This window comes from Amycolatopsis sp. DSM 110486 (assembly GCF_019468465.1).
Lineage (GTDB): Bacteria > Actinomycetota > Actinomycetes > Mycobacteriales > Pseudonocardiaceae > Amycolatopsis.
On sequence record NZ_CP080519.1, the window covers coordinates 6,687,043 to 6,706,372 of the forward strand.

Below are 19,330 nucleotides of genomic sequence, written 5' to 3' on the forward strand. Positions count from 1 at the left end.
ACCACTGAAAAGGAGGGAACACCATGACGCACTGGATGGAAAGGACCAACTGCGGGGGCACCGACCCGGAGGTGTTTCACCCGCTGGCCGAGATCGGCACCCGCGCCTACCGCAACCAGGTCGCCAAGGCCAAGAGCATCTGCAAGCCCTGCCCCGTCAAGCCCGAGTGCATCGAGTTCCGGCGCGACGACCCGCACTCCATCGCCGGCGGCCTCACCGCCGAAGAGCGGCGCGCCCACGCCCACTGACCACCCACAACACCAGGAAGGAACCAGGCCGGCGCTGTCGTCCAATCGGCAGGACACCCACTTTGCTCAGGCCACTGTTCGCCCATCGGCCTGGAGTGGGAGATGCAGGGTTCGAATCCCGCCAGCGCCCCGCAGAAGGCCACATGAGCACCCACTCAGCACCCGAAAGGACTCTCATGGTTTCCCTGTATGACCTGATCCTCGGCGAGGCCGAGGTTCCGGCCGACCTGGACAGGACGTTCCTGCTCGACCTGCACACTGCGCTCCTGACCCGCGCCGAAGCGCATTCCGCCTACGACACGGCCAAGCGGGCACTGGACGCCTCCGTCATCATCGCTCGCGCCGAAAGGGCCGCGCGCCGGCAGGACGATCCCGGCGCGATCACGGAACCCCTGCGCATGGCGGTCAAGGCAGTCATCGCAGGCCTGCAAGACGAGTACAAGCCCCAGCAAGAAATCGACCGCGACTTCAAGCGCGCTAACGCCTGGCTCGACAACGCCAACATGCAGCTCAACCACCAGAGCTGACCCGCACACCCCGCTGACTTCCCCTTCCCTTCACGGAACTCGAGAACACACCGCAACCACTGGAGCCACACCGTGAACCACACCACCAGCCCCACCATCGATCACCAGCCCACCGTCACCCGCTGCCGGTTCGACGACCACCCGATCCTCGACAACGAGACCTGCCCGTTCGGGCCGCACGACGCCCATACCGTCACCCTCTCGGCCCGTCGTCTCACCCTGATCGGCGAGGAGATCAACGGCGCCTTGAACATCCTCGACGGCAAAGAGTCCCGCACCTTCGATCTGCCCGACGGCGGCGAGGTCGACCTCCTGATCCTCCAGCTGGAGGCAGCGCAGCACTTGCTCCGCAAGGCCCTGACGGGGCAGGTCGCACAGTGACCACCACCGAACCCACCCTGACCGACATCAACACGATCGTCGTGGCCGACCTGATCAGCCGCTGCAACGCCCACCTCGCGCAGGTCCGCAAGCCCAAGAAGGTCGCCAAGCCCGCCGCCAAGAAGGACGGCAAGTGATGGGCAAACCTGCGTTGTCGCTCGACCGGGATGCCGCGTGCAGCGACGAGGACCCTGAGCTGTTCTTCGCCGGCATCGACTCCGACGCGGAGGCCGAGGCGAAAGCGGTCTGCGCCCGCTGCCCGGTCCAGGACCTCTGCCTTGAGGAGGCGAACAGCCTCGACGTGCCCCCCGGCGTGTGGGGCGGCCTGAACTACCGCGAACGGCGAAACGGTCATGCCCCGTATCAGGCCTCGTGGCCCCTGGTCAACCGCATCGCCCGGCTCACGGCGGCCGGGTGGACGGCCCGGGAGATCGCCCAGGAGGTCGAAGTCGCGGAGCGGACCGTGCAGCGCCACCGCGCGAAGGCCCGTGGAAAGGCTACGGCGTGAGCGCGGCAATCGTGGTCGTCGGTTGGATCTGCATGATCTTCGCCGCGCTGGTCGTGTTCGTTGCGATCGTGGCCGGAGCGCTGTACTTGTCCCTGCGGGGCTGGTATCGGCGGCGCGCGGAGCAGTCGAGGGTCCGGATCCGGGTTCGGTACGGCCGGCACCCCTGACAGTCCAACGACATCGGCGCAACGGCGCTCCAGCGGTCTGCTGGAGCGCCGTTTTCGTGCGCGCGGCCAGGCTCTGTTTCGGCAGGCATCCGCACGTAACGACGTGTGCGCTCGGAACGACATAGGCGTGCCGGCCCGTGACACCGCGGGGATGCCAGAGACGAGGTGCCACCAGCTGTGCTGTTCGATTTTGGGGACTTCACACAAATCTCCGCGGGTCTTGGAACGCTGCTATCTGCCACCGCCGTAGCGGCGTCCACTACTTACCTCGTTCGTTCAAAGAGAACCAGTGACGAGATCAAGTCCGGGACCGCCAACGAGCTTCGCAAGGAAGCCGAGCAAGTCGAAGCCGAGGCGAAGGCCGCGGCCCACCCGGAGCCTCAGGACGAAGGGGACACCGAAGAAGGCGGCCCGAAGGCCGAACGCGACCCCGTCGCTGCGCGTGGCCGGGTCATTGACCTCACTGACGTCCAGAACGTCGCCGAGGACGGGTTGCTCAGTGAGTTGCTTCGCCGGAATGGGCTCGCACGTGCGCGGGAGGCCCGACTTAGCTCGCAGATCTCCGCGTCGCGTGACGCCAAGCTCTATGTGAAGTACGCCGAAGAGGCGATCAAGCGCTCGCAGAGGTCCTTCTACACCGCTGTGGTTCTCGGTGCCGTCGGGTTCGTCGCAGTGATCCTCACGGTGGTGTTTGCAGTCGCCGGCGGTGTCAGCGAAGCCGTCGCGTCGGGGTTTGCCACGATGATCACAGGCTCGGCATCCGGGCTGCTCTACCGCGCATCGGACAGCGCCGATAAGCGCTCCACCCACTGGTTTGGCCAGGCGGCAACGAACCTGGACAAGGCTGACAGCCTAGGACGGGCACTGGACGTGCTCGCGTCAGTGGACGGGAGAGCTGCGCGAGATCGTCTTCGGTCCATCGCCAGCATGAAGCAGCTCTTCCCTGAGGAAGGGATCGAGACGATCGCTCGCGCGCTCGAAGGGAACACCTCGACAGGTGCGGCGGATGCCGTCAGCTGACGCCCGCCGGCACGTCGGTGTCCGGTGAGGTCATCGGTTCTGTCCGGCACACGGATGTTGCGTTGATGAGGGTGCGCCACTGTTTGTAGCCGAGCCCTCGGAGCCGTCGCTGTGGCCGGATGCGCGCGGTCGCGATAATCTCGCGGGCCTTGACCTCGCCAATGCCGGGGAGCGCGGTGAGCAGGTCGATGGGGCGCATGCGCGCGGCGGGGCTGTCGGGGAGGGTCTGGACGACGTCGCGGACGGTGGAGATGGTGGCGGCGCCGCAGCGGAGCTGCCGGCGGAGCTCGGCCCGGTCGACGCGGTACTGCACGGCCTTCTGGATGGCCTCGCGTCGCTGGTCGTTGGTCAGTGCCGGAACGGTACCCATTGAAACCCCCTCAACCCCGAGAACAAGATCATCACTCACTGTTGCGCCATGGTGCCAAACAGTGGCGCAACAGGGCGCAACGCCCATACTGACCGACATGGGTAAACAAGCCGTCGACCAGGGGGAACCTGGCACAACCGTCGGTAGCACCGGTCCTCACCTTGGAGTGCCACCCACTCGGGTGAACCTGCGTAACAGCTTCGTCGCGGGGGTGATTGTGCTCGCCGGCGCGGTCGTCGCGGGCTGCTCCGCTCCAGCGCCCACGATGGGCACTGGCCAGATGGCCGGTACTGGCCCGGGACCATCTCCGCAGGTGGCCGCCAGTACGCCACAACCCAAGAGCTACCAGTGGGGCCAGAAGCACGACGACGCGATCACCACAACCGTCGCCGCGCCGACCGCGTTCACCACGGGCCTGGCGGCGTCGCCGAAGTCGAACGCCGCGGCGTGGAGGACCGAGATCACCTTCACCAACACCACCACACAGCCGTTCCCGCTGGTGGTCCTCCAGATCTCGGCCGCCGTCGACGGGCACTCGGCGGAAGAGGTGTTCGACGACGGGCTCCAGTTCGACCGGCCCACCCTCACGCCCGGCCAGAGCGTCACGATCAGCAGCGGGTGGATCGGCAAGGGTTCCAAGTACGAGGTGACCGTGGCGTCGGCCGACGGGTCGCAGGCGTACACGTGGAGCGGCCAACTGGGCAAATAGCTCGAACACGTGGGCTAGACTGCGGAAACGCTGAGGGGTCGGCACAGGCAAGGAGCGTCGCCGATGTACCCCAACATCCCCATTCAGCGTGGTTCCGAAGACAGTCAGGGCGAGTGCCAGATCTGCGGCGACGTCGAGCCCCTCGTCGAGTGGGACATCTGCGCCAGTTGCGCCAGCGGGGTTTGGGAGGAAGACCCGCCCCAGGCCGCGGCGTTCGACGAGTTCGACTTCACCGACCTCTGCTGAACATCCGGGTGCCGGCCTCCTCGGGGGAAGCCGGCACCCGGATGCGCGTGGTCAGTAGGGCTGCCCGAGTTCTCGGTGGATGAGGATGTCCAGCAGCTTCGGGAACTCCAGGCCGGTCGCGGCCCACATCTGCGGGTACATCGACGCGGCCGACAGGCCAGGCATGGCGTTGATCTCGTTCACCACGGGGTCGCCGTGCTCGCTGACGAAGAAGTCCACGCGGGCCAGGCCCCGGCAGCCCAGCGCGACGAACGCGCCGGCCGCGAACTCCCGCACCAGCCGCACCGTGTCCAGGTCGAGGTGCGCGGGCACCTGCCGCAGCTCGTCGTGGCGGAAGTACTTGCTGTCGAAGTCGTACCAACCACCGTCGCTCGGAGCGCGGATCTCTGCCGGCAGCGACGTCGCGAGGATCCCGTCCGGGTATTCCAGCACCCCGACTTCGATCTCCCGGCCGGTCGCGGCGGTTTCGACGATGACCTTCGGGTCGATCGTGCGGGCGTAGATGATCGCCTCGGGCAGGTTGTCCCAGTCCTCCACGCGGGTGATGCCGATCGACGAGCCGCCGCGTGCTGGCTTGACGAATACCGGGAGCCCGAGCCGGTCCTGATCGCCCGGGGTGAGGGTGTCGACGGTGGGGCCGAGCACGGCGTACGGGACGACGGCGAACCCTTCGGCGGCGAGGAGTTTCTTGCTGTACTCCTTGTCCATCGCCGCGGCGGAGGCGAACACGCCGCACCCGACGTAGGGGACGTTCGCGAGTTCGAGCATCCCTTGGACGGTGCCGTCCTCGCCGTTGACGCCGTGCAGCAGCGGCAGCACCACATCGACGGGTGGCAGCGTGGTGACTCGCTCGCCGGCCTCGACCTCCGGCAGGGAACCGTCGGCGCCCGGCCGCAAATCCTCGAGCGTCGTTGTGCCGGTGGTCCACTGGCCGCGTTTGGTGATCGCGATCGGGACCGCGGTGTAGCGGTCGGGGTCGAGGTTGGCGAGGACGTTCGCGGCCGACATGCACGACACGGCGTGCTCGCTGCTCCTGCCGCCGTAGATCACGGCAACCCGGGTTGTGCTCACGGGCGTAACAGTAGCGTCACCGTGTGTTGCTGGATGTGGGTGCTCGCTGTCGGTGTTAGGCTCGCCCGCACGAACCCCTCTCGGCTGTGGTTCGGACTTGAGAAACGCCCCCGCGAGTGGTTGACCAGCAGCTTTACCCTTTTGGCTCGCGGGGGCACCTCAATCCCTGTTTCCCCCGTTCGGGACGGTTACAGCGGTTGCGCAACCTGGAATGCTGTTGCGGTGATTCCAACCGAACCCATCGGCAGCATCCCCCGACCAACCCACCTTGCGCACGCGGTCGACGAGTTCGAACGCGGCCTGATCGACCGGTCGCAGCTGGCCAACGTGCACAACGAAGCGATCGCCGCGACGATCGCGATGCTGGCCTCCACCGGGTCCCCGGTCCTCACGGACGGGGAGCAGAGCAAGCCCAGTTTCGTCGGCTACCCCTTGGCGGGGCTCGAGAACCTCGATCCCGAAGGTGCGCAGATCCCGTTCGCCGACGGCCACACCCGGCAGCTTCCGGTGCTGACGCACGGCCCGTTCCGCTACGCCACCAACGCCGTCACCTACATGCGCGCCGCCCGCGAGTACACCGCCCGGCCGCTCAAGCAGGCGGTGATCGCACCGTCCGCGTTGTCGCTGATCTACCCGCCGGCGGGGATCCCGGACTACCCGCGTCAGGCGTTCCTGGCGGACCTGCGCAACGAAGCGGAGAACGACATCCGGCTCTGTCTGGACCGCGGCGCGTCGGTCGTGCAGCTCGACTTCACCGAAGCTCGCCTGTCGCTGAAGCTCGACCCCAGCGGCGGCCTCCTGCGGGACATGATCGAGCTCAACAACAGCGTCCTCCTGCGCTTCTCGCCCGAGGAACGGGCACGCATCGGAGTCCACACCTGCCCCGGCGCCGACCAGGGCGCCACGCACAGCGCGGACGTCGACTACACCGAGCTGCTGCCCCTGCTGTTCACGATGCAGGCCGGCAACTTCTACATCCAGCTCGCCAGCGAGCCGGACCGGGCGAAGGTGCTGAACGTGATCCGCGAGCACTCACGCGACGAGCAGCGGATCTTCGTCGGCGTGACCGACCCGAACAGCGAGGAGATCGAGACCGCCGAAGAAGTGCGGGACCGGGTGCTGGAGGCGGCCGAGTACATCCCGGTCGAGCGGTTGGGCACCTGCGACGACTGCGGGTTCTCCCCGTTCGCCGATGATCGCTCGATGGCGCGCGAGGTCGCGTTCGCGAAGATCAAGGCACGCGTGGACGGAACGAGGATGGCTGAGCAGCTGCTCGGCGTCTGACCATACGAAAACGGGCCCGGAAGCAGTGTCTGCTCCGGGCCCGTTTCGGTGTCCTCGTGAGGGAGTGGAAGCCGCTAAATCTCATCCAGTTGAAGTAGAAGGAAGCTGCCTCAATGCCTCACGAGTGAGTCTACACGGGACGATCACTCCGGGACAAGGTTGTTCAGGCTGTTCAGGGTGATCACCTTCGTTTCCTCGGGCAGGTGCTCGGGCGCGTCGAGACCGACGAACGTCACCGGGCCCTCATGCGGTGTCCCGTCGCCGATCGCACCGACCTTCACGCCGTTGCCGGCCATGAGGAACGCCAGGTACTCGACATCGAGGTAGTCACGGCCGACGATCGAGCGCGCGAGCAGCGTTGTCGAGAGCCGGTTGTTCTCGACCTGGTTGAAGCGCAGGAAACCGGCAAGGTTCAGGTTCATCCACTTCGCCCGCCAGCTGCCGTCATCGCGGCGCATGAACACCATCGGCAGCGCCACCCGGCCGGCGCCGTTCAGCGCCGACTTCGCGCGCACCGTACGGGGTTCATACGGCTGGCCCATCTGCGCACGGTCCCGCGTCATGTACCCGAAGAACGCTTCCTTGACCTCGGCGAAGTCCTCGCCGGAGTACACATTCACCTGCGGCACGACGTAGCGGACGTCACTGCTCACCACCTTCAGGTCGAGGTCGATGAACTCGCTCGCGCCATCAGGTGCCTCGGTGATGTCGCCGGAGTGCACCACGCCGCGGTCTCGCAGGTTCGTGTACGACACCTGACCAGCGGGCAGGAAATCCTTGTCGAGGTACAGCACGCTGAGGTCGTAGTCGGTGCGCTGCTGGTCCTGGTGCCAGTGGATGAAGAAGCTCACGACATTCCCGTGAATCTGCTGCACCGACCCGCGCGGCATGACACCCATGCCGGTCGGGGTGGTCTTGCTCGACAGCGGCAGCGCGGTGCGCAGCATCGCCGGGTCGATCAGCAACGTGCCCTCGGTGGGCAGGCGCCGGGCGATGGCGGCGTCGAGCGTCGCCACGGCCCGGCCGGCGACGGCGGTTGACAGCGTCGGGCGCGTGTCCGGGGTGACCCACGCGCGACCCTTGCGGTTGACGAACAGCCGCACCGTGTCGGCGTTCGCCTGGTTGGCCAGGTGCTCGCGCACCGACAGCAGCACGCGCCCGGACACCTTGTCGGCGACGGTGGCCGCCGAGCGCAGAACTTCGGTGGTGTCGGCGATCGTGTCGGCCGCGCGGAGCAACCGGTCCAGGCTTCGCATGAGCCGGCCGGGAGCGTTCTCCAGCAGGCGCGCGGCGCCCACGATGTCCCCGGCGGCGAACGCGGTCTCGAACCGGGCGGTCAGCGGCGTGACGCTCATGTCGCCGCGCGCGACGGCAAACACGTCGCACGCTTTCGGGTACAGGTCGGCGTACTCGTCGGGGTGCAGCGCACCCGCCAGCCGAGTCCAGGCACGGGCGTGCTGCTTGACGTCACCGAGGCTCGTGGAGTTGACGGCCACGACTCCACCGAGCCGCCCAAGCAGTGCGCGCCGCTCACGCCGGGTGAAGTTCCGAAACCGGGTCGGGGTTTCAAGGGTGACGTCACCGTCGGACATGAGGCATGCCAGGCGAAGGACGTCGGTGACGGTGTCGACGATCAGGGGGCGACCGGCGGCGAGGAACACGCGGTTGATCACGGCACGGTTCTCCCGGACCGGGATCTCGTCGGCGCCGATTCCTTCGGTGTTGGCGAGCAATGCCAGATCACCGAGCAGGTCGAGATCGTCAGCGGACAGCGGGATCCGGCTGCTGGCCATGTCCCGGAACAGGAGGTCGATCTCCATCTCCGGCGTGCCGCCCAGGTGCAGCACCGTGACGCGGTCGGTGGTGGCGGGGATCAGGTCGTCGTGTGCGGCGAGCATCTCGGCGTAGGTGTGCTGGTAACGCCCGTAGGCGGGCAGGTCGAGCAGGCTGACGAGGCCCTCGGCGAGGCGGACGCTCGTGGATCGCGTGGCCTCGGGGGTGGCCAGGGCGTCGACGAGGCAGGTCAGCCAGAACTCGACGGTGTCGGGGATGTTGCGCGGGAAGTCCCGGAAGTACACGTTGTGCTGCACGTGGTCGCCAACCAGTTCACGCACCGCGGCGAGGACCCGGACGCCGGTGTCGAGGACCGTGCCCGTGTCGAGCACGGACAGCTGCTCGAGAAGCTCGCCGGAGAGCTTGAACCCGACCTGCATGAGTGCGGCGTCGAGCTGGCGGGCGGCGGCAGCGCCGTCGCCGGCCGGTCCGGTGGGCCGGGGCACGCGGCGGGTCCGCTTGATGATCTGGGCTTCCAGCATCGTTCTTCCTATTCGGTTTCGAGGGGTGGAGCGTACGGCGACTGTGATGGTGTGGGCGCCCTGTTTACCGGCCCATGAGCGCCATGGACGGTCCGCGGCCGGTGATCCGGTAGGCGAGGCCCAAGCACTGCTTGCAGGTCGGCACACGGTCTTCTGGGCCGCCGAAGTGGCGGAGGTTGTGGGCGTTCGACGGGACGAAACACAACGGTTCGTTCGCCGGTCGGTACAGACGCCCGAGACGCAGACTGTCGCGCAGGAGGATGTGGTCCACGCCCTGCACGTAGCCGTCAATGTGACGGTGGCTGGTGTAGTTGTGCTCCACGGTGACGTCCACGGGCAGTTCGTTGCGGAGCGCGACCCACTCGGCGGCGGCAGCCTGGCGGCGCGAGATGATGGCGCGCTCGGCGTCGGTGGGTTGGTAGCCGGGATCCCACGGGGCGGGTTCACGCGGCGGTGTGGGCGGGTTCGGTTCGGCGGTGGCGGCGAGGTCCAGCAGCGTGAGCTCGACGCCGGTCATCGTGCGCACGGTCACCCCGTGCCCGATGATCGCGCGTACCCAGGCGGGTCGACCGGCGATGAACTTCTCGACGCGGGTGAGCTGGCGGGGGTCGACGAACCGGCTGGTCTCGCGCTCGGCCTGCTCGCGGAGCGCGGCGAGCTGCTCGGCGGTGAGGTTGGTGGCGGGTTTGGTCACGATGGCTGCTACTTGCCGAAAATCTTGGGGCGGGCGGCTTTCCAGTCGACCCAGCGCGGCATCGGTTCGTTGCCGATCGTGTGGTGGCGGTCCAGCACCGCGAGGAGCGACATCGGCTTGTCGTTGCGCATCGGTCGGGGACCGTGCTCCCAGGTCCGAACCTTGAGTGCCCACCCGCCGTGCTCGTACTTGCACAGGAACCGGCCGTTCGCGCCGCCGTCGAGGTCGAACGGGGTGCGCTTCCGCATCCGGTTGAACCAGCCGCTGCCTCCGTAGTAGTGCTCCGTGTACTCGTCGTGGAAGCTCGCGACCATGGCGAGCTCGTCATCGGAGGGGGAGACGTAGCACCCGCCGAAGTCGCCGAGTGAGACCACGACTGAGGTGATGTAGTTGAAGCTCGGCCACTCGTTGGACACGATCGGGATGTGCCGGTCGAGCAGGCGCAAGTCCTTGTCGGCGCCGTCTTTGGCGAAGTCGGAGAGATCGTAGGTTCGTTCGCTCATGGCGGGTTCCGTTCGATGTGGTGGGTGGTCCAGGTGGAATGCGCTCACTGCTCAGGAGAAGAACCGGGCCCTGGCGGTTGCGCTCACGCTGGCGTGGCCGAAGACCAGCGTGCCCGCGGCGTCTCCGAGCTTGCGGGCGAACTCGATGCGGCAGTCGACGTCACCAACGATGTCGACTGACTGGCCGGTGCGGACGAGACGACCGATCGTGTCGGCCTGGAACCCTGAGACGATGGGTCCGACCTCGGTGATGGCCACGATCGGGAATCCCGCCTCGTATTTGGCCGCGTAGGCGATGTAGCCAGCTGCGGGGTTCGTTGCGCGCGCCTTGTCGATCGCGCCGGCGGTGATCGTGGTGCTCATGGTGGCTTCGTCCTTCGATGTGAGGGCGGGGCCATCGCACTGACCTGCGATGGCCCCGCTGGGGTGTTGAGGTGGGCCGTTGCCCAGTTACATGCGGGCGGCGGCTTTGGCGACGCAGGCGGGCTTGTTGCAGTAGCTGAACTTCCCGCCGTACGGGTAGGTCGTCAGCTTGCGGTGGGTGCCGCAGCCGATGCACTGGCCGACCGGCGGTGTCGCTGCCGCAACGACCTTGGCTTTCGGGGTGGCCCGCTCGATCATCCGGTCAGTGGCGTCGATGGCCTTCTGGGTGGTCTTGACGGCCTTGCCGATGGACTTGATGACGCTCATGTTCGGGTGGTTCCTTCCGGGTTGCGTGTCGACGATCCAACGTCGTTGTTCTCGACTATACGTACCGTCGAAACAGAACGCAACAGGGGGAAACCCTACCGATCCTCGTCGATGATCTTCTTCAGTGCGGTGACCGTGATCGACTTGCGCGGCTTGGCTTCCAGCTCGCGACGCAGCTCACGCATGCGCTCCGCCTCGTCGCGATCCTCCTCGCCGTACACCTCGGCGACCTCGCCCAAGAACTCGTCCGCCCAGTCGTTCAGCGTGACGTTGCGACCAAGGTCGTCGACGACCCAAGCGCCCAGTCCGTTCGCGCGCATGAAGCTGATCAGCTTGTCGGTGGCGTCCACGATGGACTCCTCTCAGCGCTAGCGGTTCGCGAGGACGTGGAGGGTCCAGTTCAGGTCATCAAGGTCGGCCTGGCTGGTGCCCCAGCCAAACGCGGACCCGTTGTCGGCCCGCTGGCCGGTCATGGTCACCTTCGTGAGTGACCCGGTGGTGGTGAAGCCGACCACGATGACCGCGCCATCCTTGCGGTACACGTTGGCCAGGGCGTCGCCGTGATGGTCGGCGGTCCAACCGTGACGGTCGGCGGCGTTGGTAATCAGTTCTCGGGCGGAGCTACTCATGGGGTTCCTTTCGGGTTGCGGCGTGTGTTACGGCCAGAGCTACTTCTTGGCGAGGGTCGCGAGGGTCTCGTTCAAGTCCTCACGGTCGGCGTGGCTGACTCCCCAGCCGAACGGGGTGCCATGGGGGGCCTTCTGGTCGGTCACGGTCACCTGCGTGAGCGAGCCCGTGAAGCTGAAGCCGACCACGACGATCACGTGACCCTTGCGGTACTCGTTGGTCAGGGAGTGCGACGGGTGCTTGGCGGTCCAGCCGTTACGGCCGGCGGCCTCGGTGATCTGCTGCTGTGCGCTGGTGGCCATGGGGTCCTCTCGGGTTGCGGTTGTTGTGTCTGACTATACGTCACGAACGCAACTTAGGGCAACGGTGAGGATCAAGACGCAAGCGGAACCAAGTCCCCGACGTCGACCGGGCCCCCGTCCCACATCCGGCCCAGAAGGCTGCACACCCAACCGCCGCGCTCGACGTCTTGCTCCAGCAGGATGTTCAGCCGCCCGACCATCAACCGGGCACGGTCGAAGGTCTTCGGCAGCCCCTCCGTCAGCACCCGATACAGCGCCTCCGGGTCCCAGCCAGCAGCCAGCAGGCGATCGACCCGCACGGCCGCGACCTGGGCCGTCTTCGCCGGGAAGCTCGCGAACCACACCTCGCCCACGGAGAACTGCTGCGTCGTCTCGGCATCGACAGGCTTCGTCGATCGACTCGCGCCGGCCTCGCGCCCGCGGCGGGAGGCCAAACCATCTGTGGGCTTCACTGAGGGTTTCTCTAAGGGTTTGCTCGTCAGATTGACGTGTTCATCCGGTCGATCTGACGTGTCCAACACGTCAGATCGACGTGTTCGCTGGTCAGCGCGTTTTTTCGCGCGGTGCCGGGCTGTGCTTCGGCCCTTGACCTGCGGTTTCAGGATCTTCGACAGGTCCTCGCCCTCGAACTCCATCCCCTGGAGGTGCTCGGCCATGAACACCGCGCGCGGCGCGGCACGTTCCTCCTGGTGGGCGGCGAGTTTCGCCACGTTGAGGCGGTACAGGTTCGAGGTCCCGGGGCGGCGCTTCTTGGTGATCCAGCTCTTCTTCGCGAGCAGCGTGGTCGTGCGCACGATGACGGACTCGCTGCCGCCGGTCTCCAGCATCAGCAGCTCGACGCCGGGCCACGCGAGGTCGGCTTCGGCCTCATTTGCGTGGTTGGCGATGGCGTGCAGGACGGCCTTGCAGGCAAGCCATTTGGTCGACTCGATGTCGAACAGGTGCACTCGGTCGACGAGTGACAGGTGGAAGTTGCTCAAGGTGGGTGCCCTCCGCTGTGAGGGGACCCTCTCCGATGCCGGGGGTGCTGTTCGCCCTGTTGGGTGCTAAAATTCCCGTGAGTGATGGAGCCTTGGAGAGGGTTCCCAGAATCGATATCCCCGTCGCGATCCGGCCAGAACGCGGCGGGGTTTTCTTTTGCCCTGGGTCAGGCAGCAGTCGCTTCGAGCTCGCGCATGCGCGTCTTGAGCTCTTCCAGCTCCTGCGCCTTCTGGGTCAATTCGCGCCACAACCGGGGCGGGACGATGAGGGCCCGGACGCGCTTGTCGGTGTTGGAGTCGAACACGGGGCGTGGGGTGTTGTCCGCGTTCACTTCGTTGATGACGTCGCGAAGGTTCGCGCGGAGATACGAGATGTACATGGTGGGTGTCCATTTCGGCTGGCTGTGCGCTGTTGTTGTACAACCATACCTCAGATGTTGCGCTGAGTGTGCCTAAGGTAGCCCTGGGTTGCGCAACCCGATCGAGCGCGGTCCCGTACCATTCGCGGCGGGGGAATCGTGTCGTGTTGCTAGCACACACGAATAGAGGTTGTACCCATGGCGCGTTATCCGACGCCGACCACCAGCCGCGAAACCGGCCACCACGAGACCGTCAACCGTGACGAACTCGAGCGGGTCGTCAACGCCGTCAAGACTCAGCTCGCTGTCGAGAAGGCCGCAGTCACGTCCGTCGTCAACGACATCTCGGCCAAGATCATCGACACCCTGCGGGACAACGAGACCATCCGCAAGGCTGTGACCGACGCCGTGGACTCGGTGACCGAATCCATCGTGACCGAGCTGGCCACCTCGGACGTCATCGTGAAGGCGCTGAAGGAAGCTGCCGCCGAGGCGAAGGCCGACAAGCTCGCCGCCGTCGACCACGTTTCCGAGCTGCTGGAGGACATGCTGCCCTCCGGCGCCGGTGATGTGCAGCCGCGCCCCGACCTCCCGCAGAGCGTCACGCCGCGCCACGAGCCGATCCCGATCCCGCTTCCCGCGCCGATCGAGGACGACGGCGGCGCCGGCGAGGGCGAGAGCCTGGGCGAGGTCGTGCCCGAGAACGAGCCGGCCAGCGTGCGCCGGATGATGCGGGCCCTCACAGGCAACCGCAACAACTGACCAACTGACCGGGGACGCTCCACTGCACGATTCGAGGGGGGCCGTGGAGCGTCCCCACCCTTGGGGGAGTGATCGCCGATGGCGGGTGGACGTTACGACGACGAGCCGCAGCGGTGGGATCCGCGCTCATACCGACCGGACGAGACCGTCGAGATCGACCTGCCGAACGGGTACGTCGCGCGGCTGACCGAAACCGTCGAGACGGTGGAGGTGACTGCGGTCGCGGCAACGGATCCGCAGGACCGGCGAGTCATCGCCGAGCAGGACCTTTCCGAGCTGAACGATCAGACCGGGCCGATCCTCGAGGACACCGACGACGCGGGGACGTTCCGTGGCTCTCTCGGTGCGTCGACGGTTGCGGACGACTGCGAGACCGACACCGGCCACGGGGGCATCGCCGGCCGGGTACCGCCTTCGCCGCCCATCGGCCCTATCGGCGACGTGGACGACGATGACGAGGACGACGACGATGGTTGCCGTCCGGGGTGGCTGGCGCGGAACTGGTTGTGGCTGCTGCTGCTTCTGCTCGCGCTGCTTACCGGAGCATGGTTCGCGCTGTTCGGACCGGGCGGTGCATGCGTGGTCACGGCACCCCCGGCGCCGCCCCAGGACACGGTCATCCTGGTCCCGCCCGACACCGGACAGCCCACCACCACGATCCCGGAAACGTCGTCCACGGCACAGGTTCCTGCCGCGCCGGGTGACGGCACCGAGGACAAGCAGGGCGTGGGCGGCAAGGACTGGCAAGAAGCCGGCGGCGTGGCTGGCGGTGTCTCCGGCGGCCATCACAACGCGGCGCCCGGCAATACGGGTGTGGCGACGCCTGGAACCAAACCCACCGGAGGAGTGACACCCACCCCGCCGGTGCCCGGATCGGGGCCGTCGACCACGAGCGTGCCGCCCAGCACAACCACCGGGAGCGTTCCGCCTGATCGCCCCGCGCCCGGTCCCGGTTGCGGCGCCTGCCACGACACGTGCGTCCCGTGTGGACAGCCCGCGCCGAACGGCGATGACGGCGAAAATCGTTCACTCGCATGGTGGTTGCAGATCCTCGTCGCACTCACTGGCCCGGTTGGTGGGCTCATCAAGATCGGTTAGGCTCCCTGCCGCGCGACTCTCGCGTTACCTCAACTGATGCCCCTTGGTCACCCCCGAGACCAAGGGGCATCGTTGCGTCCGGGTTACGCAGGGTGTGCATAGAATCACCGGAAGTACCGCAACGTGCCGCAACACCACAGGGGGAAACGTGGGGAATCCGACCGTGCCCGACGACTTCGGACAGGGCGAAGGAGCGGACGAGACGGCCGCGCAGATCTACCTCGGCACGCTGAACATCCCGATCGACAAGCTCCGCGGCTACCCCGGGAACCCGCGGCGCGGTGACCTCCCCGCCATCAAAGAGTCCCTGGCGAACAACGACCAGTACCGCTCCATCGTCGTGCAGGCCGATGACCCCGAACACCCTGAAGAGGGTGGGACCGTCTTGGCCGGGAATCACGTGTACCTGGGGGCGAAAGACCTCGGCTGGACCGAGCTGCGCTCCGACATGCTGCACGTCGATGACGAACGCGCGCGCCGCATCGTTGCGGTCGACAACCGTGCTTCTCAGCTCGGGTCGATGGATGAGCGGCTGCTCGCCGAGCTGCTGGGGGAACTGCCGGACCTGACCGGCACCGGCTACGACGAAGCCGAGTTCGACAAGCTCGTTCGGATGCTCGACGAAGACGCCGCCGACACCGGCATGGGGCCGTTGCCAGAACCGGGCGACGCCGACACCGACGAGATGCCGCAGGTGTGGGGTGTGATCGTCACCTGCCGCGACGAGGCCGAGCAGGTCGAGATGCTGCGCAGGTTCGGGGAAGACGGCCTCAATGTCCGCGCGATCGTGTCGTGAGCGTGTGCCGTGAACGTTGATATCGAGCTGGAATCCAGCGTCACCAAGACGCCGCGCGTCATGCAGATGGCGTCGCTGTTCGACGTGCCGATCGAGGAGAAGACCCGATCGTCGTGGAGCCACAACCTGCCGATCGAAGCCAAGCCGTGGAACGTCGGCCTGATCGTCGGCCCATCCGGTGCCGGGAAGTCGGTGCTCGCGAACCGGCTGTGGCCGGAGAGCGTGGTGTCGGACTTCCCCTGGAACCGAGACGGCGCGCTGCTCGACGACTTCCCGGCGGGTGCGTCGATCCGCGACATCACGAACATGCTGACCTCAGTCGGACTCGGGACGGCCCCGACGTGGATGCGGCCGTTCCACACCCTGTCGAACGGTGAGGCGTTCCGCGCGTCGATCGCGCGTGCCCTGCTAGAGACCAAAGAGCTGGTCGTGATCGACGAGTTCACGTCCGTTGTGGACCGACAGGTGGCGCAAGTGGCGTCCCACACCGTGCAGAAGGCCATCCGGCGCGCCGGGCGGCAGATGGTCGCGGTGTCCTGCCACTACGACATCGAAGAGTGGCTCCAGGCCGACTGGGTGTACCACGTTGCCAGCGGCGAGTTCCAGTGGAGGTCGGTTCAACCCCACCCGCCGCTCGAGCTCCGGATCCACCCCATTCCTCGCTCCGCATGGCGAGTGTTTAGCAAGTATCACTATCTGAGCGCGGTGCTCGCGTCGTCGGCGAAGTGCTTCGGCGCCTACATCGGCGATCAGTGCGTCGCGTTCGCCTCCTACCGGCACTTCCCCCACCCGCGTGCGCGCAACATCAAGATGGCGCACCGGGTCGTCGTGCTGCCCGACTACCAGGGTCTGGGGATCGCCGGTCGTCTCAGCGACTGGATGGGGCAGCGCCTGTACCAGCAGGGCTACCGGTTCCGGTACTCCGTGTCGCACCCGGCGATGATCGCGATGTTCACGAAGTCGCCCCGCTGGCGGAACGTCGGCGACAAGAAGACCAGCCTGAGGCTGGCCAGCACGTCGAAGAGCAAGAGCCTGCGCGCGGCCATGCTGAACCCGCGGCAGTTCATCATGCAGTCCTTCGAGTACGCGCCGCCGGCCATCGCGGAGCCCTGATGTCCGAACGCCTCACTGGACCGTACGAGGGTGACCCATGGGAGCGGCAGCCCGGGGAGACGGAGAAGCAGTTCGGCCGCTTCACCGTGTACATCGAGACCCCGGCCGGGCAGCGGTCGTTCGCTGCGATCGCGCGCGCGCATGACGTCGAGCGCTCGACCATCCAGACCGTCGCCGAGGCGTTCCGGTGGCGCGACCGGGCCGCCCTGTACGACAACCATCGCAACAAGGTGCGTCGCGACGCGGTCATGCAGCGGGACATCGCGCTCGCCGAGCGGGTCATGGTCCTGGCCGAGGCCGCCGCTGGGGTGCTGCAACGCACCATCGGCGCCGTGCTGTCCTCGGGGGAGCCGTTGGATCCGAAGCTGGCTCCGGCGTGGGCGAAGATGCTGGAGACGTTCCGCGACATCGCGTTGAACCGGCCGGACCAGATCATCGAAGTCGCCGCAGTGAACGGCGGGGGCGAGATCCGTGAGTTGGAAGGGCTTTCGCCTGAGCAGCGCCGAGACCGGGTGTCGGAGATGGCGCGCTCGGTGTTGCGGGTGATCGAGGGCGGCAAGGCGTCATGACCGCCGTGGCCTATTACTCGCCCGAGGACGAGGCCGCGATCGCCGAAGAGCACGAACGACTGGCAGAGCGGTCGCTGGTCGAGCCGGCGGGCGTGGCGGAGTTCTGTGACCAGCGGTTTGTGCGGCGCCCGCACACGAACCTCATCTCGCGGGAGATGGCGCGCATCGGGTGGGGCGAGTTCAACCGGCTCATCGTGATGGTGCCCCCGCAGACGGGGAAGACGACGCTGGCCGCGGTGTGGGGCAGCTTCTGGTGGCTGGCTCGCAACCCTGCGCATCGCCTGATCATCGGGTCGTACGGCAGCAACTTGGCGACGAGCCGCGGTAAGCAGGTCCGCAAGCTGGTGCACATTCACGGTTGGCGGTACAACCTCGCGGTCGAGTGGGGCTCCGGCACCGTCAACGATTGGCAGTTGGAGACCGGGGGAGGTGTTCGGTCGGTCGGTGTCGGCTCCGGTGTGACCGGTAATCCGGCGGACTGCCTGGTCATCGACGACCCGCACAAATCCCGTGCCGAGGCCGAATCCTCGACCGTGCGCGAGGGTGTGTGGGACTGGTACTCCTCGGACCTTCAGTCCCGGTTGGCGCCGGGCGCTCCGGTCATCCTGATCATGACCCCGTGGCACCACGACGACCTTGCGCACCGGGTGATGAAGCAGGACGGCACCACCGACGAGGGCGGCGCGTGGCGGGTCGTGAAGCTGCCCGCGTTCGCCGGCGGCGGCGATCCGCTCGGCCGCGAGCCCGGCGAGCCGCTGAGCCACCCGAAGATCGCCGAGGATGACACCGAGGCGCTGCGCGCGTTCTGGGAAGGCCGTCGCCGGTCGATCTCGGCGCGTGACTGGGTGAGCCTCTACCTGTGCGACCCGAAGCCCACCACGACTGCGCTGGTATCGGAGACACTGCTTCAGGAGCGCACTCACCGGCCGCCGCCGGCCGCTCCCCGCAAGTCGGCGGTCGCGATTGACCCGTCGGGCGGTGGCCGCGACGTCGCCGGTGTCGTTGGAGGGTTCCTCGGCGACGACGACCGGGTGTACATCACCCACGACGTCAGTTTGGTTGGCCCGTCCGCGCAGTGGGGGAAGGCCGCGGCCTATCTCGCGGCCGAGATCGACGCGGAGTTCATTGTGTTCGAGTCCAATTTCGGCGGGGATCAGGGCGAGGTGGTCATCAAGACGTCGTGGGAGACGGCCCAGCGGACGCATCCGAACGACGAGCGGTTCCAGCGGCTGATGCCTCAGATCAAGTCGGTGCGGGCGAAGAAGGGGAAGCTGTTGCGCGCGGAGCCGATCGCGCAGCAGTTCGTCGACGACCGGTTGCGGCTCGGCGCGCATCTGCCGGAGCTGTTCGACGAGTGGCACACGTGGCGGCCGACGGACATCGAGTCACCGGGCCGGATCGACGCGTCGGTGTACCTCGCCTACGAGCTGCTCGCGATGCGGAATCAGCCGTCGGTCGTGTCACCACATCCGGCGATGGCGAACGCGGCGGACCCCGCTTTGGCTTTGGCAAACAGGTTTTCCCGACCTGGCGGGCCGTTTCCGTTGGGGGGCAATAGGCCGTCGCGCCCGCTGGGGTGAGAAGGCCGCGCGTAAGATCATCGCCAGCCATCTGTATCGATTCATGTGGGGGTTGGCCATGAAGCTCGAAACCGCGATCCGTGCCGCAGGAGCCGCCGCGCGACTGACGCGTCTGGTCGCTTTGGACAGTCTCCTCGACGTCCCTCGCTCCAAGGTCGAGATCTGGGCAAACACCCGCAAGCACGGGGAGAACTACTCCGCCGAGCAGGCCGAGAACGACCCGCACCCGATCGCGAAGCTCATCACCTGCACCTGGTGTTCCGGGTTCTGGGTGTCGGCCGCCGTCGCCGCCTCCGCGCACGCCTTCGGTGACCGTCGCATGTGGAAGGTCGCCGCAGACGCCTTCGGACTTTCGTTCCTGGCATCCGTTCTGGTGAACCGAACCAACGACTGATCCGACCGGGCGAGGGG

Annotated in this window: 29 protein-coding genes and 1 tRNA gene; 18 read left to right on the forward strand and 12 right to left on the reverse strand. The window is 67.1% G+C overall.

Annotation, left to right across the window (positions count from 1 at the left end):
- The first annotated feature begins 23 nt into the window (after positions 1–23).
- From K1T34_RS32810 to K1T34_RS32845, 8 genes are all read left to right on the forward strand, one after another.
- Entirely contained in the window at positions 24–248 is a 225-nt protein-coding gene (locus K1T34_RS32810; protein ID WP_220238623.1) for a WhiB family transcriptional regulator, read from the forward strand.
- A 30-nt stretch (positions 249–278) separates the two neighbouring features.
- A tRNA-OTHER gene (locus K1T34_RS32815) sits at positions 279–378 on the forward strand.
- Between the two features lie 46 nt (positions 379–424).
- Positions 425–775, forward strand: a complete 351-nt coding sequence (locus K1T34_RS32820) for a hypothetical protein (protein WP_220238624.1) — start codon at positions 425–427, stop codon at positions 773–775.
- Positions 776–847: 72 nt separating this feature from the next.
- Positions 848–1,156 (forward strand): hypothetical protein, encoded by a 309-nt coding sequence (locus K1T34_RS32825; protein ID WP_220238625.1) that lies wholly within the window; start codon positions 848–850, stop codon positions 1,154–1,156.
- Entirely contained in the window at positions 1,153–1,293 is a 141-nt protein-coding gene (locus K1T34_RS32830) for a hypothetical protein (RefSeq protein ID WP_220238626.1), read from the forward strand. The genes K1T34_RS32825 and K1T34_RS32830 overlap by 4 nt, the downstream gene beginning before the upstream one ends.
- A complete protein-coding gene (locus K1T34_RS54765; RefSeq protein ID WP_220238627.1) occupies positions 1,293–1,664 on the forward strand; it encodes a WhiB family transcriptional regulator in 372 nt (123 codons plus the stop codon). Before K1T34_RS32830 ends, K1T34_RS54765 begins: the two co-directional genes overlap by 1 nt.
- Positions 1,661–1,831 (forward strand): hypothetical protein, encoded by a 171-nt coding sequence (locus tag K1T34_RS32840; RefSeq protein ID WP_220238628.1) that lies wholly within the window; start codon positions 1,661–1,663, stop codon positions 1,829–1,831. Before K1T34_RS54765 ends, K1T34_RS32840 begins: the two co-directional genes overlap by 4 nt.
- A gap of 177 nt (positions 1,832–2,008) precedes the next feature.
- Positions 2,009–2,851 (forward strand): hypothetical protein, encoded by an 843-nt coding sequence (locus K1T34_RS32845; protein ID WP_220238629.1) that lies wholly within the window; start codon positions 2,009–2,011, stop codon positions 2,849–2,851.
- Here K1T34_RS32845 and mihF read toward each other — a convergent pair.
- On the reverse strand, positions 2,844–3,221 hold the full coding sequence (gene mihF, locus K1T34_RS32850; protein WP_220238630.1) for an integration host factor, actinobacterial type: 378 nt from the start codon (positions 3,219–3,221) through the stop codon (positions 2,844–2,846). The two genes, K1T34_RS32845 and mihF, sit on opposite strands and share 8 nt — an antisense overlap.
- A gap of 313 nt (positions 3,222–3,534) precedes the next feature.
- On the opposite strand from mihF, the gene K1T34_RS32855 reads away from it, so the two are divergent.
- Both K1T34_RS32855 and K1T34_RS32860 read left to right on the forward strand, forming a co-directional pair.
- On the forward strand, positions 3,535–3,930 hold the full coding sequence (locus K1T34_RS32855; protein ID WP_220238631.1) for a hypothetical protein: 396 nt from the start codon (positions 3,535–3,537) through the stop codon (positions 3,928–3,930).
- A gap of 63 nt (positions 3,931–3,993) precedes the next feature.
- The gene (locus K1T34_RS32860) at positions 3,994–4,176 is read left to right on the forward strand and encodes a hypothetical protein (protein WP_220238632.1); all 183 of its coding nucleotides are present in this window, start codon (positions 3,994–3,996) and stop codon (positions 4,174–4,176) included.
- Positions 4,177–4,227: 51 nt separating this feature from the next.
- Here K1T34_RS32860 and K1T34_RS32865 read toward each other — a convergent pair whose 3' ends face one another.
- Positions 4,228–5,247: a D-alanine--D-alanine ligase family protein gene (locus K1T34_RS32865; protein WP_220238633.1), complete on the reverse strand. Its 1,020-nt coding sequence runs from the start codon at positions 5,245–5,247 to the stop codon at positions 4,228–4,230.
- A 222-nt stretch (positions 5,248–5,469) separates the two neighbouring features.
- On the opposite strand from K1T34_RS32865, the gene K1T34_RS32870 reads away from it, so the two are divergent.
- Positions 5,470–6,531 (forward strand): cobalamin-independent methionine synthase II family protein, encoded by a 1,062-nt coding sequence (locus tag K1T34_RS32870; RefSeq protein ID WP_255637729.1) that lies wholly within the window; start codon positions 5,470–5,472, stop codon positions 6,529–6,531.
- A gap of 143 nt (positions 6,532–6,674) precedes the next feature.
- Here K1T34_RS32870 and K1T34_RS32875 read toward each other — a convergent pair whose 3' ends face one another.
- From K1T34_RS32875 to K1T34_RS32920, 10 genes are all read right to left on the reverse strand, one after another.
- The gene (locus K1T34_RS32875; protein WP_220238635.1) at positions 6,675–8,846 is read right to left on the reverse strand and encodes a TerD family protein; all 2,172 of its coding nucleotides are present in this window, start codon (positions 8,844–8,846) and stop codon (positions 6,675–6,677) included.
- Positions 8,847–8,910: 64 nt separating this feature from the next.
- Entirely contained in the window at positions 8,911–9,540 is a 630-nt protein-coding gene (locus K1T34_RS32880; protein ID WP_220238636.1) for a hypothetical protein, read from the reverse strand.
- Between the two features lie 8 nt (positions 9,541–9,548).
- The gene (locus K1T34_RS32885; protein WP_220238637.1) at positions 9,549–10,043 is read right to left on the reverse strand and encodes a hypothetical protein; all 495 of its coding nucleotides are present in this window, start codon (positions 10,041–10,043) and stop codon (positions 9,549–9,551) included.
- Positions 10,044–10,094: 51 nt separating this feature from the next.
- A complete protein-coding gene (locus K1T34_RS32890) occupies positions 10,095–10,406 on the reverse strand; it encodes a hypothetical protein (RefSeq protein ID WP_220238638.1) in 312 nt (103 codons plus the stop codon).
- Positions 10,407–10,493: 87 nt separating this feature from the next.
- Positions 10,494–10,733, reverse strand: a complete 240-nt coding sequence (locus K1T34_RS32895) for a hypothetical protein (protein ID WP_220238639.1) — start codon at positions 10,731–10,733, stop codon at positions 10,494–10,496.
- Positions 10,734–10,828: 95 nt separating this feature from the next.
- Positions 10,829–11,083, reverse strand: a complete 255-nt coding sequence (locus K1T34_RS32900) for a hypothetical protein (RefSeq protein ID WP_220238640.1) — start codon at positions 11,081–11,083, stop codon at positions 10,829–10,831.
- 18 nt (positions 11,084–11,101) lie between these two features.
- Complete coding sequence (locus K1T34_RS32905; RefSeq protein WP_220238641.1) at positions 11,102–11,362, reverse strand: hypothetical protein; 261 nt, start codon at positions 11,360–11,362, stop codon at positions 11,102–11,104.
- Between the two features lie 39 nt (positions 11,363–11,401).
- Positions 11,402–11,662 (reverse strand): hypothetical protein, encoded by a 261-nt coding sequence (locus K1T34_RS32910; protein WP_220238642.1) that lies wholly within the window; start codon positions 11,660–11,662, stop codon positions 11,402–11,404.
- A gap of 71 nt (positions 11,663–11,733) precedes the next feature.
- Positions 11,734–12,642, reverse strand: coding sequence for a hypothetical protein (locus K1T34_RS32915; protein WP_220238643.1), 909 nt, complete (start codon positions 12,640–12,642; stop codon positions 11,734–11,736).
- 167 nt (positions 12,643–12,809) lie between these two features.
- On the reverse strand, positions 12,810–13,022 hold the full coding sequence (locus tag K1T34_RS32920; RefSeq protein WP_220238644.1) for a hypothetical protein: 213 nt from the start codon (positions 13,020–13,022) through the stop codon (positions 12,810–12,812).
- A gap of 177 nt (positions 13,023–13,199) precedes the next feature.
- Here K1T34_RS32920 and K1T34_RS32925 point away from each other — a divergent pair, with 177 nt between their 5' ends.
- The 7 genes from K1T34_RS32925 to K1T34_RS32955 all read left to right on the forward strand — a co-directional run bounded on the left by K1T34_RS32925 (position 13,200) and on the right by K1T34_RS32955 (position 19,313).
- On the forward strand, positions 13,200–13,763 hold the full coding sequence (locus tag K1T34_RS32925; protein ID WP_220238645.1) for a hypothetical protein: 564 nt from the start codon (positions 13,200–13,202) through the stop codon (positions 13,761–13,763).
- A 78-nt stretch (positions 13,764–13,841) separates the two neighbouring features.
- Positions 13,842–14,861, forward strand: a complete 1,020-nt coding sequence (locus K1T34_RS32930) for a hypothetical protein (protein WP_220247879.1) — start codon at positions 13,842–13,844, stop codon at positions 14,859–14,861.
- Positions 14,862–14,904: 43 nt separating this feature from the next.
- A complete protein-coding gene (locus K1T34_RS32935; protein WP_220238646.1) occupies positions 14,905–15,657 on the forward strand; it encodes a hypothetical protein in 753 nt (250 codons plus the stop codon).
- A 9-nt stretch (positions 15,658–15,666) separates the two neighbouring features.
- On the forward strand, positions 15,667–16,770 hold the full coding sequence (locus K1T34_RS32940; RefSeq protein ID WP_220238647.1) for a GNAT family N-acetyltransferase: 1,104 nt from the start codon (positions 15,667–15,669) through the stop codon (positions 16,768–16,770).
- Complete coding sequence (locus K1T34_RS32945; protein ID WP_220238648.1) at positions 16,770–17,339, forward strand: hypothetical protein; 570 nt, start codon at positions 16,770–16,772, stop codon at positions 17,337–17,339. The genes K1T34_RS32940 and K1T34_RS32945 overlap by 1 nt, the downstream gene beginning before the upstream one ends.
- The gene (locus K1T34_RS32950) at positions 17,336–18,919 is read left to right on the forward strand and encodes a terminase large subunit domain-containing protein (RefSeq protein ID WP_220238649.1); all 1,584 of its coding nucleotides are present in this window, start codon (positions 17,336–17,338) and stop codon (positions 18,917–18,919) included. Before K1T34_RS32945 ends, K1T34_RS32950 begins: the two co-directional genes overlap by 4 nt.
- 58 nt (positions 18,920–18,977) lie before the next feature.
- Positions 18,978–19,313 (forward strand): DUF1360 domain-containing protein, encoded by a 336-nt coding sequence (locus K1T34_RS32955; RefSeq protein ID WP_220238650.1) that lies wholly within the window; start codon positions 18,978–18,980, stop codon positions 19,311–19,313.
- The last annotated feature ends 17 nt before the right edge of the window (positions 19,314–19,330 follow it).

What these genes read in the sequence shown, in the direction of transcription:
- K1T34_RS32930 (WP_220247879.1), top strand. Translation starts at nt 13,842, where the DNA reads ATGGCGGGTGGACGTTACGACGACGAGCCGCAGCGGTGGGATCCGCGC.
- K1T34_RS32910 (WP_220238642.1), bottom strand. Translation starts at nt 11,662, where the DNA reads ATGGCCACCAGCGCACAGCAGCAGATCACCGAGGCCGCCGGCCGTAAC.
- mihF (WP_220238630.1), bottom strand. Translation starts at nt 3,221, where the DNA reads ATGGGTACCGTTCCGGCACTGACCAACGACCAGCGACGCGAGGCCATC.
- K1T34_RS32945 (WP_220238648.1), top strand. Translation starts at nt 16,770, where the DNA reads ATGTCCGAACGCCTCACTGGACCGTACGAGGGTGACCCATGGGAGCGG.
- K1T34_RS32905 (WP_220238641.1), bottom strand. Translation starts at nt 11,362, where the DNA reads ATGAGTAGCTCCGCCCGAGAACTGATTACCAACGCCGCCGACCGTCAC.
- K1T34_RS32885 (WP_220238637.1), bottom strand. Translation starts at nt 10,043, where the DNA reads ATGAGCGAACGAACCTACGATCTCTCCGACTTCGCCAAAGACGGCGCC.
- K1T34_RS32920 (WP_220238644.1), bottom strand. Translation starts at nt 13,022, where the DNA reads ATGTACATCTCGTATCTCCGCGCGAACCTTCGCGACGTCATCAACGAA.
- K1T34_RS32820 (WP_220238624.1), top strand. Translation starts at nt 425, where the DNA reads ATGGTTTCCCTGTATGACCTGATCCTCGGCGAGGCCGAGGTTCCGGCC.
- K1T34_RS32875 (WP_220238635.1), bottom strand. Translation starts at nt 8,846, where the DNA reads ATGCTGGAAGCCCAGATCATCAAGCGGACCCGCCGCGTGCCCCGGCCC.
- K1T34_RS32895 (WP_220238639.1), bottom strand. Translation starts at nt 10,733, where the DNA reads ATGAGCGTCATCAAGTCCATCGGCAAGGCCGTCAAGACCACCCAGAAG.
- K1T34_RS32955 (WP_220238650.1), top strand. Translation starts at nt 18,978, where the DNA reads ATGAAGCTCGAAACCGCGATCCGTGCCGCAGGAGCCGCCGCGCGACTG.
- K1T34_RS54765 (WP_220238627.1), top strand. Translation starts at nt 1,293, where the DNA reads ATGGGCAAACCTGCGTTGTCGCTCGACCGGGATGCCGCGTGCAGCGAC.
- K1T34_RS32810 (WP_220238623.1), top strand. Translation starts at nt 24, where the DNA reads ATGACGCACTGGATGGAAAGGACCAACTGCGGGGGCACCGACCCGGAG.
- K1T34_RS32860 (WP_220238632.1), top strand. Translation starts at nt 3,994, where the DNA reads ATGTACCCCAACATCCCCATTCAGCGTGGTTCCGAAGACAGTCAGGGC.
- K1T34_RS32950 (WP_220238649.1), top strand. Translation starts at nt 17,336, where the DNA reads ATGACCGCCGTGGCCTATTACTCGCCCGAGGACGAGGCCGCGATCGCC.
- K1T34_RS32925 (WP_220238645.1), top strand. Translation starts at nt 13,200, where the DNA reads ATGGCGCGTTATCCGACGCCGACCACCAGCCGCGAAACCGGCCACCAC.
- K1T34_RS32890 (WP_220238638.1), bottom strand. Translation starts at nt 10,406, where the DNA reads ATGAGCACCACGATCACCGCCGGCGCGATCGACAAGGCGCGCGCAACG.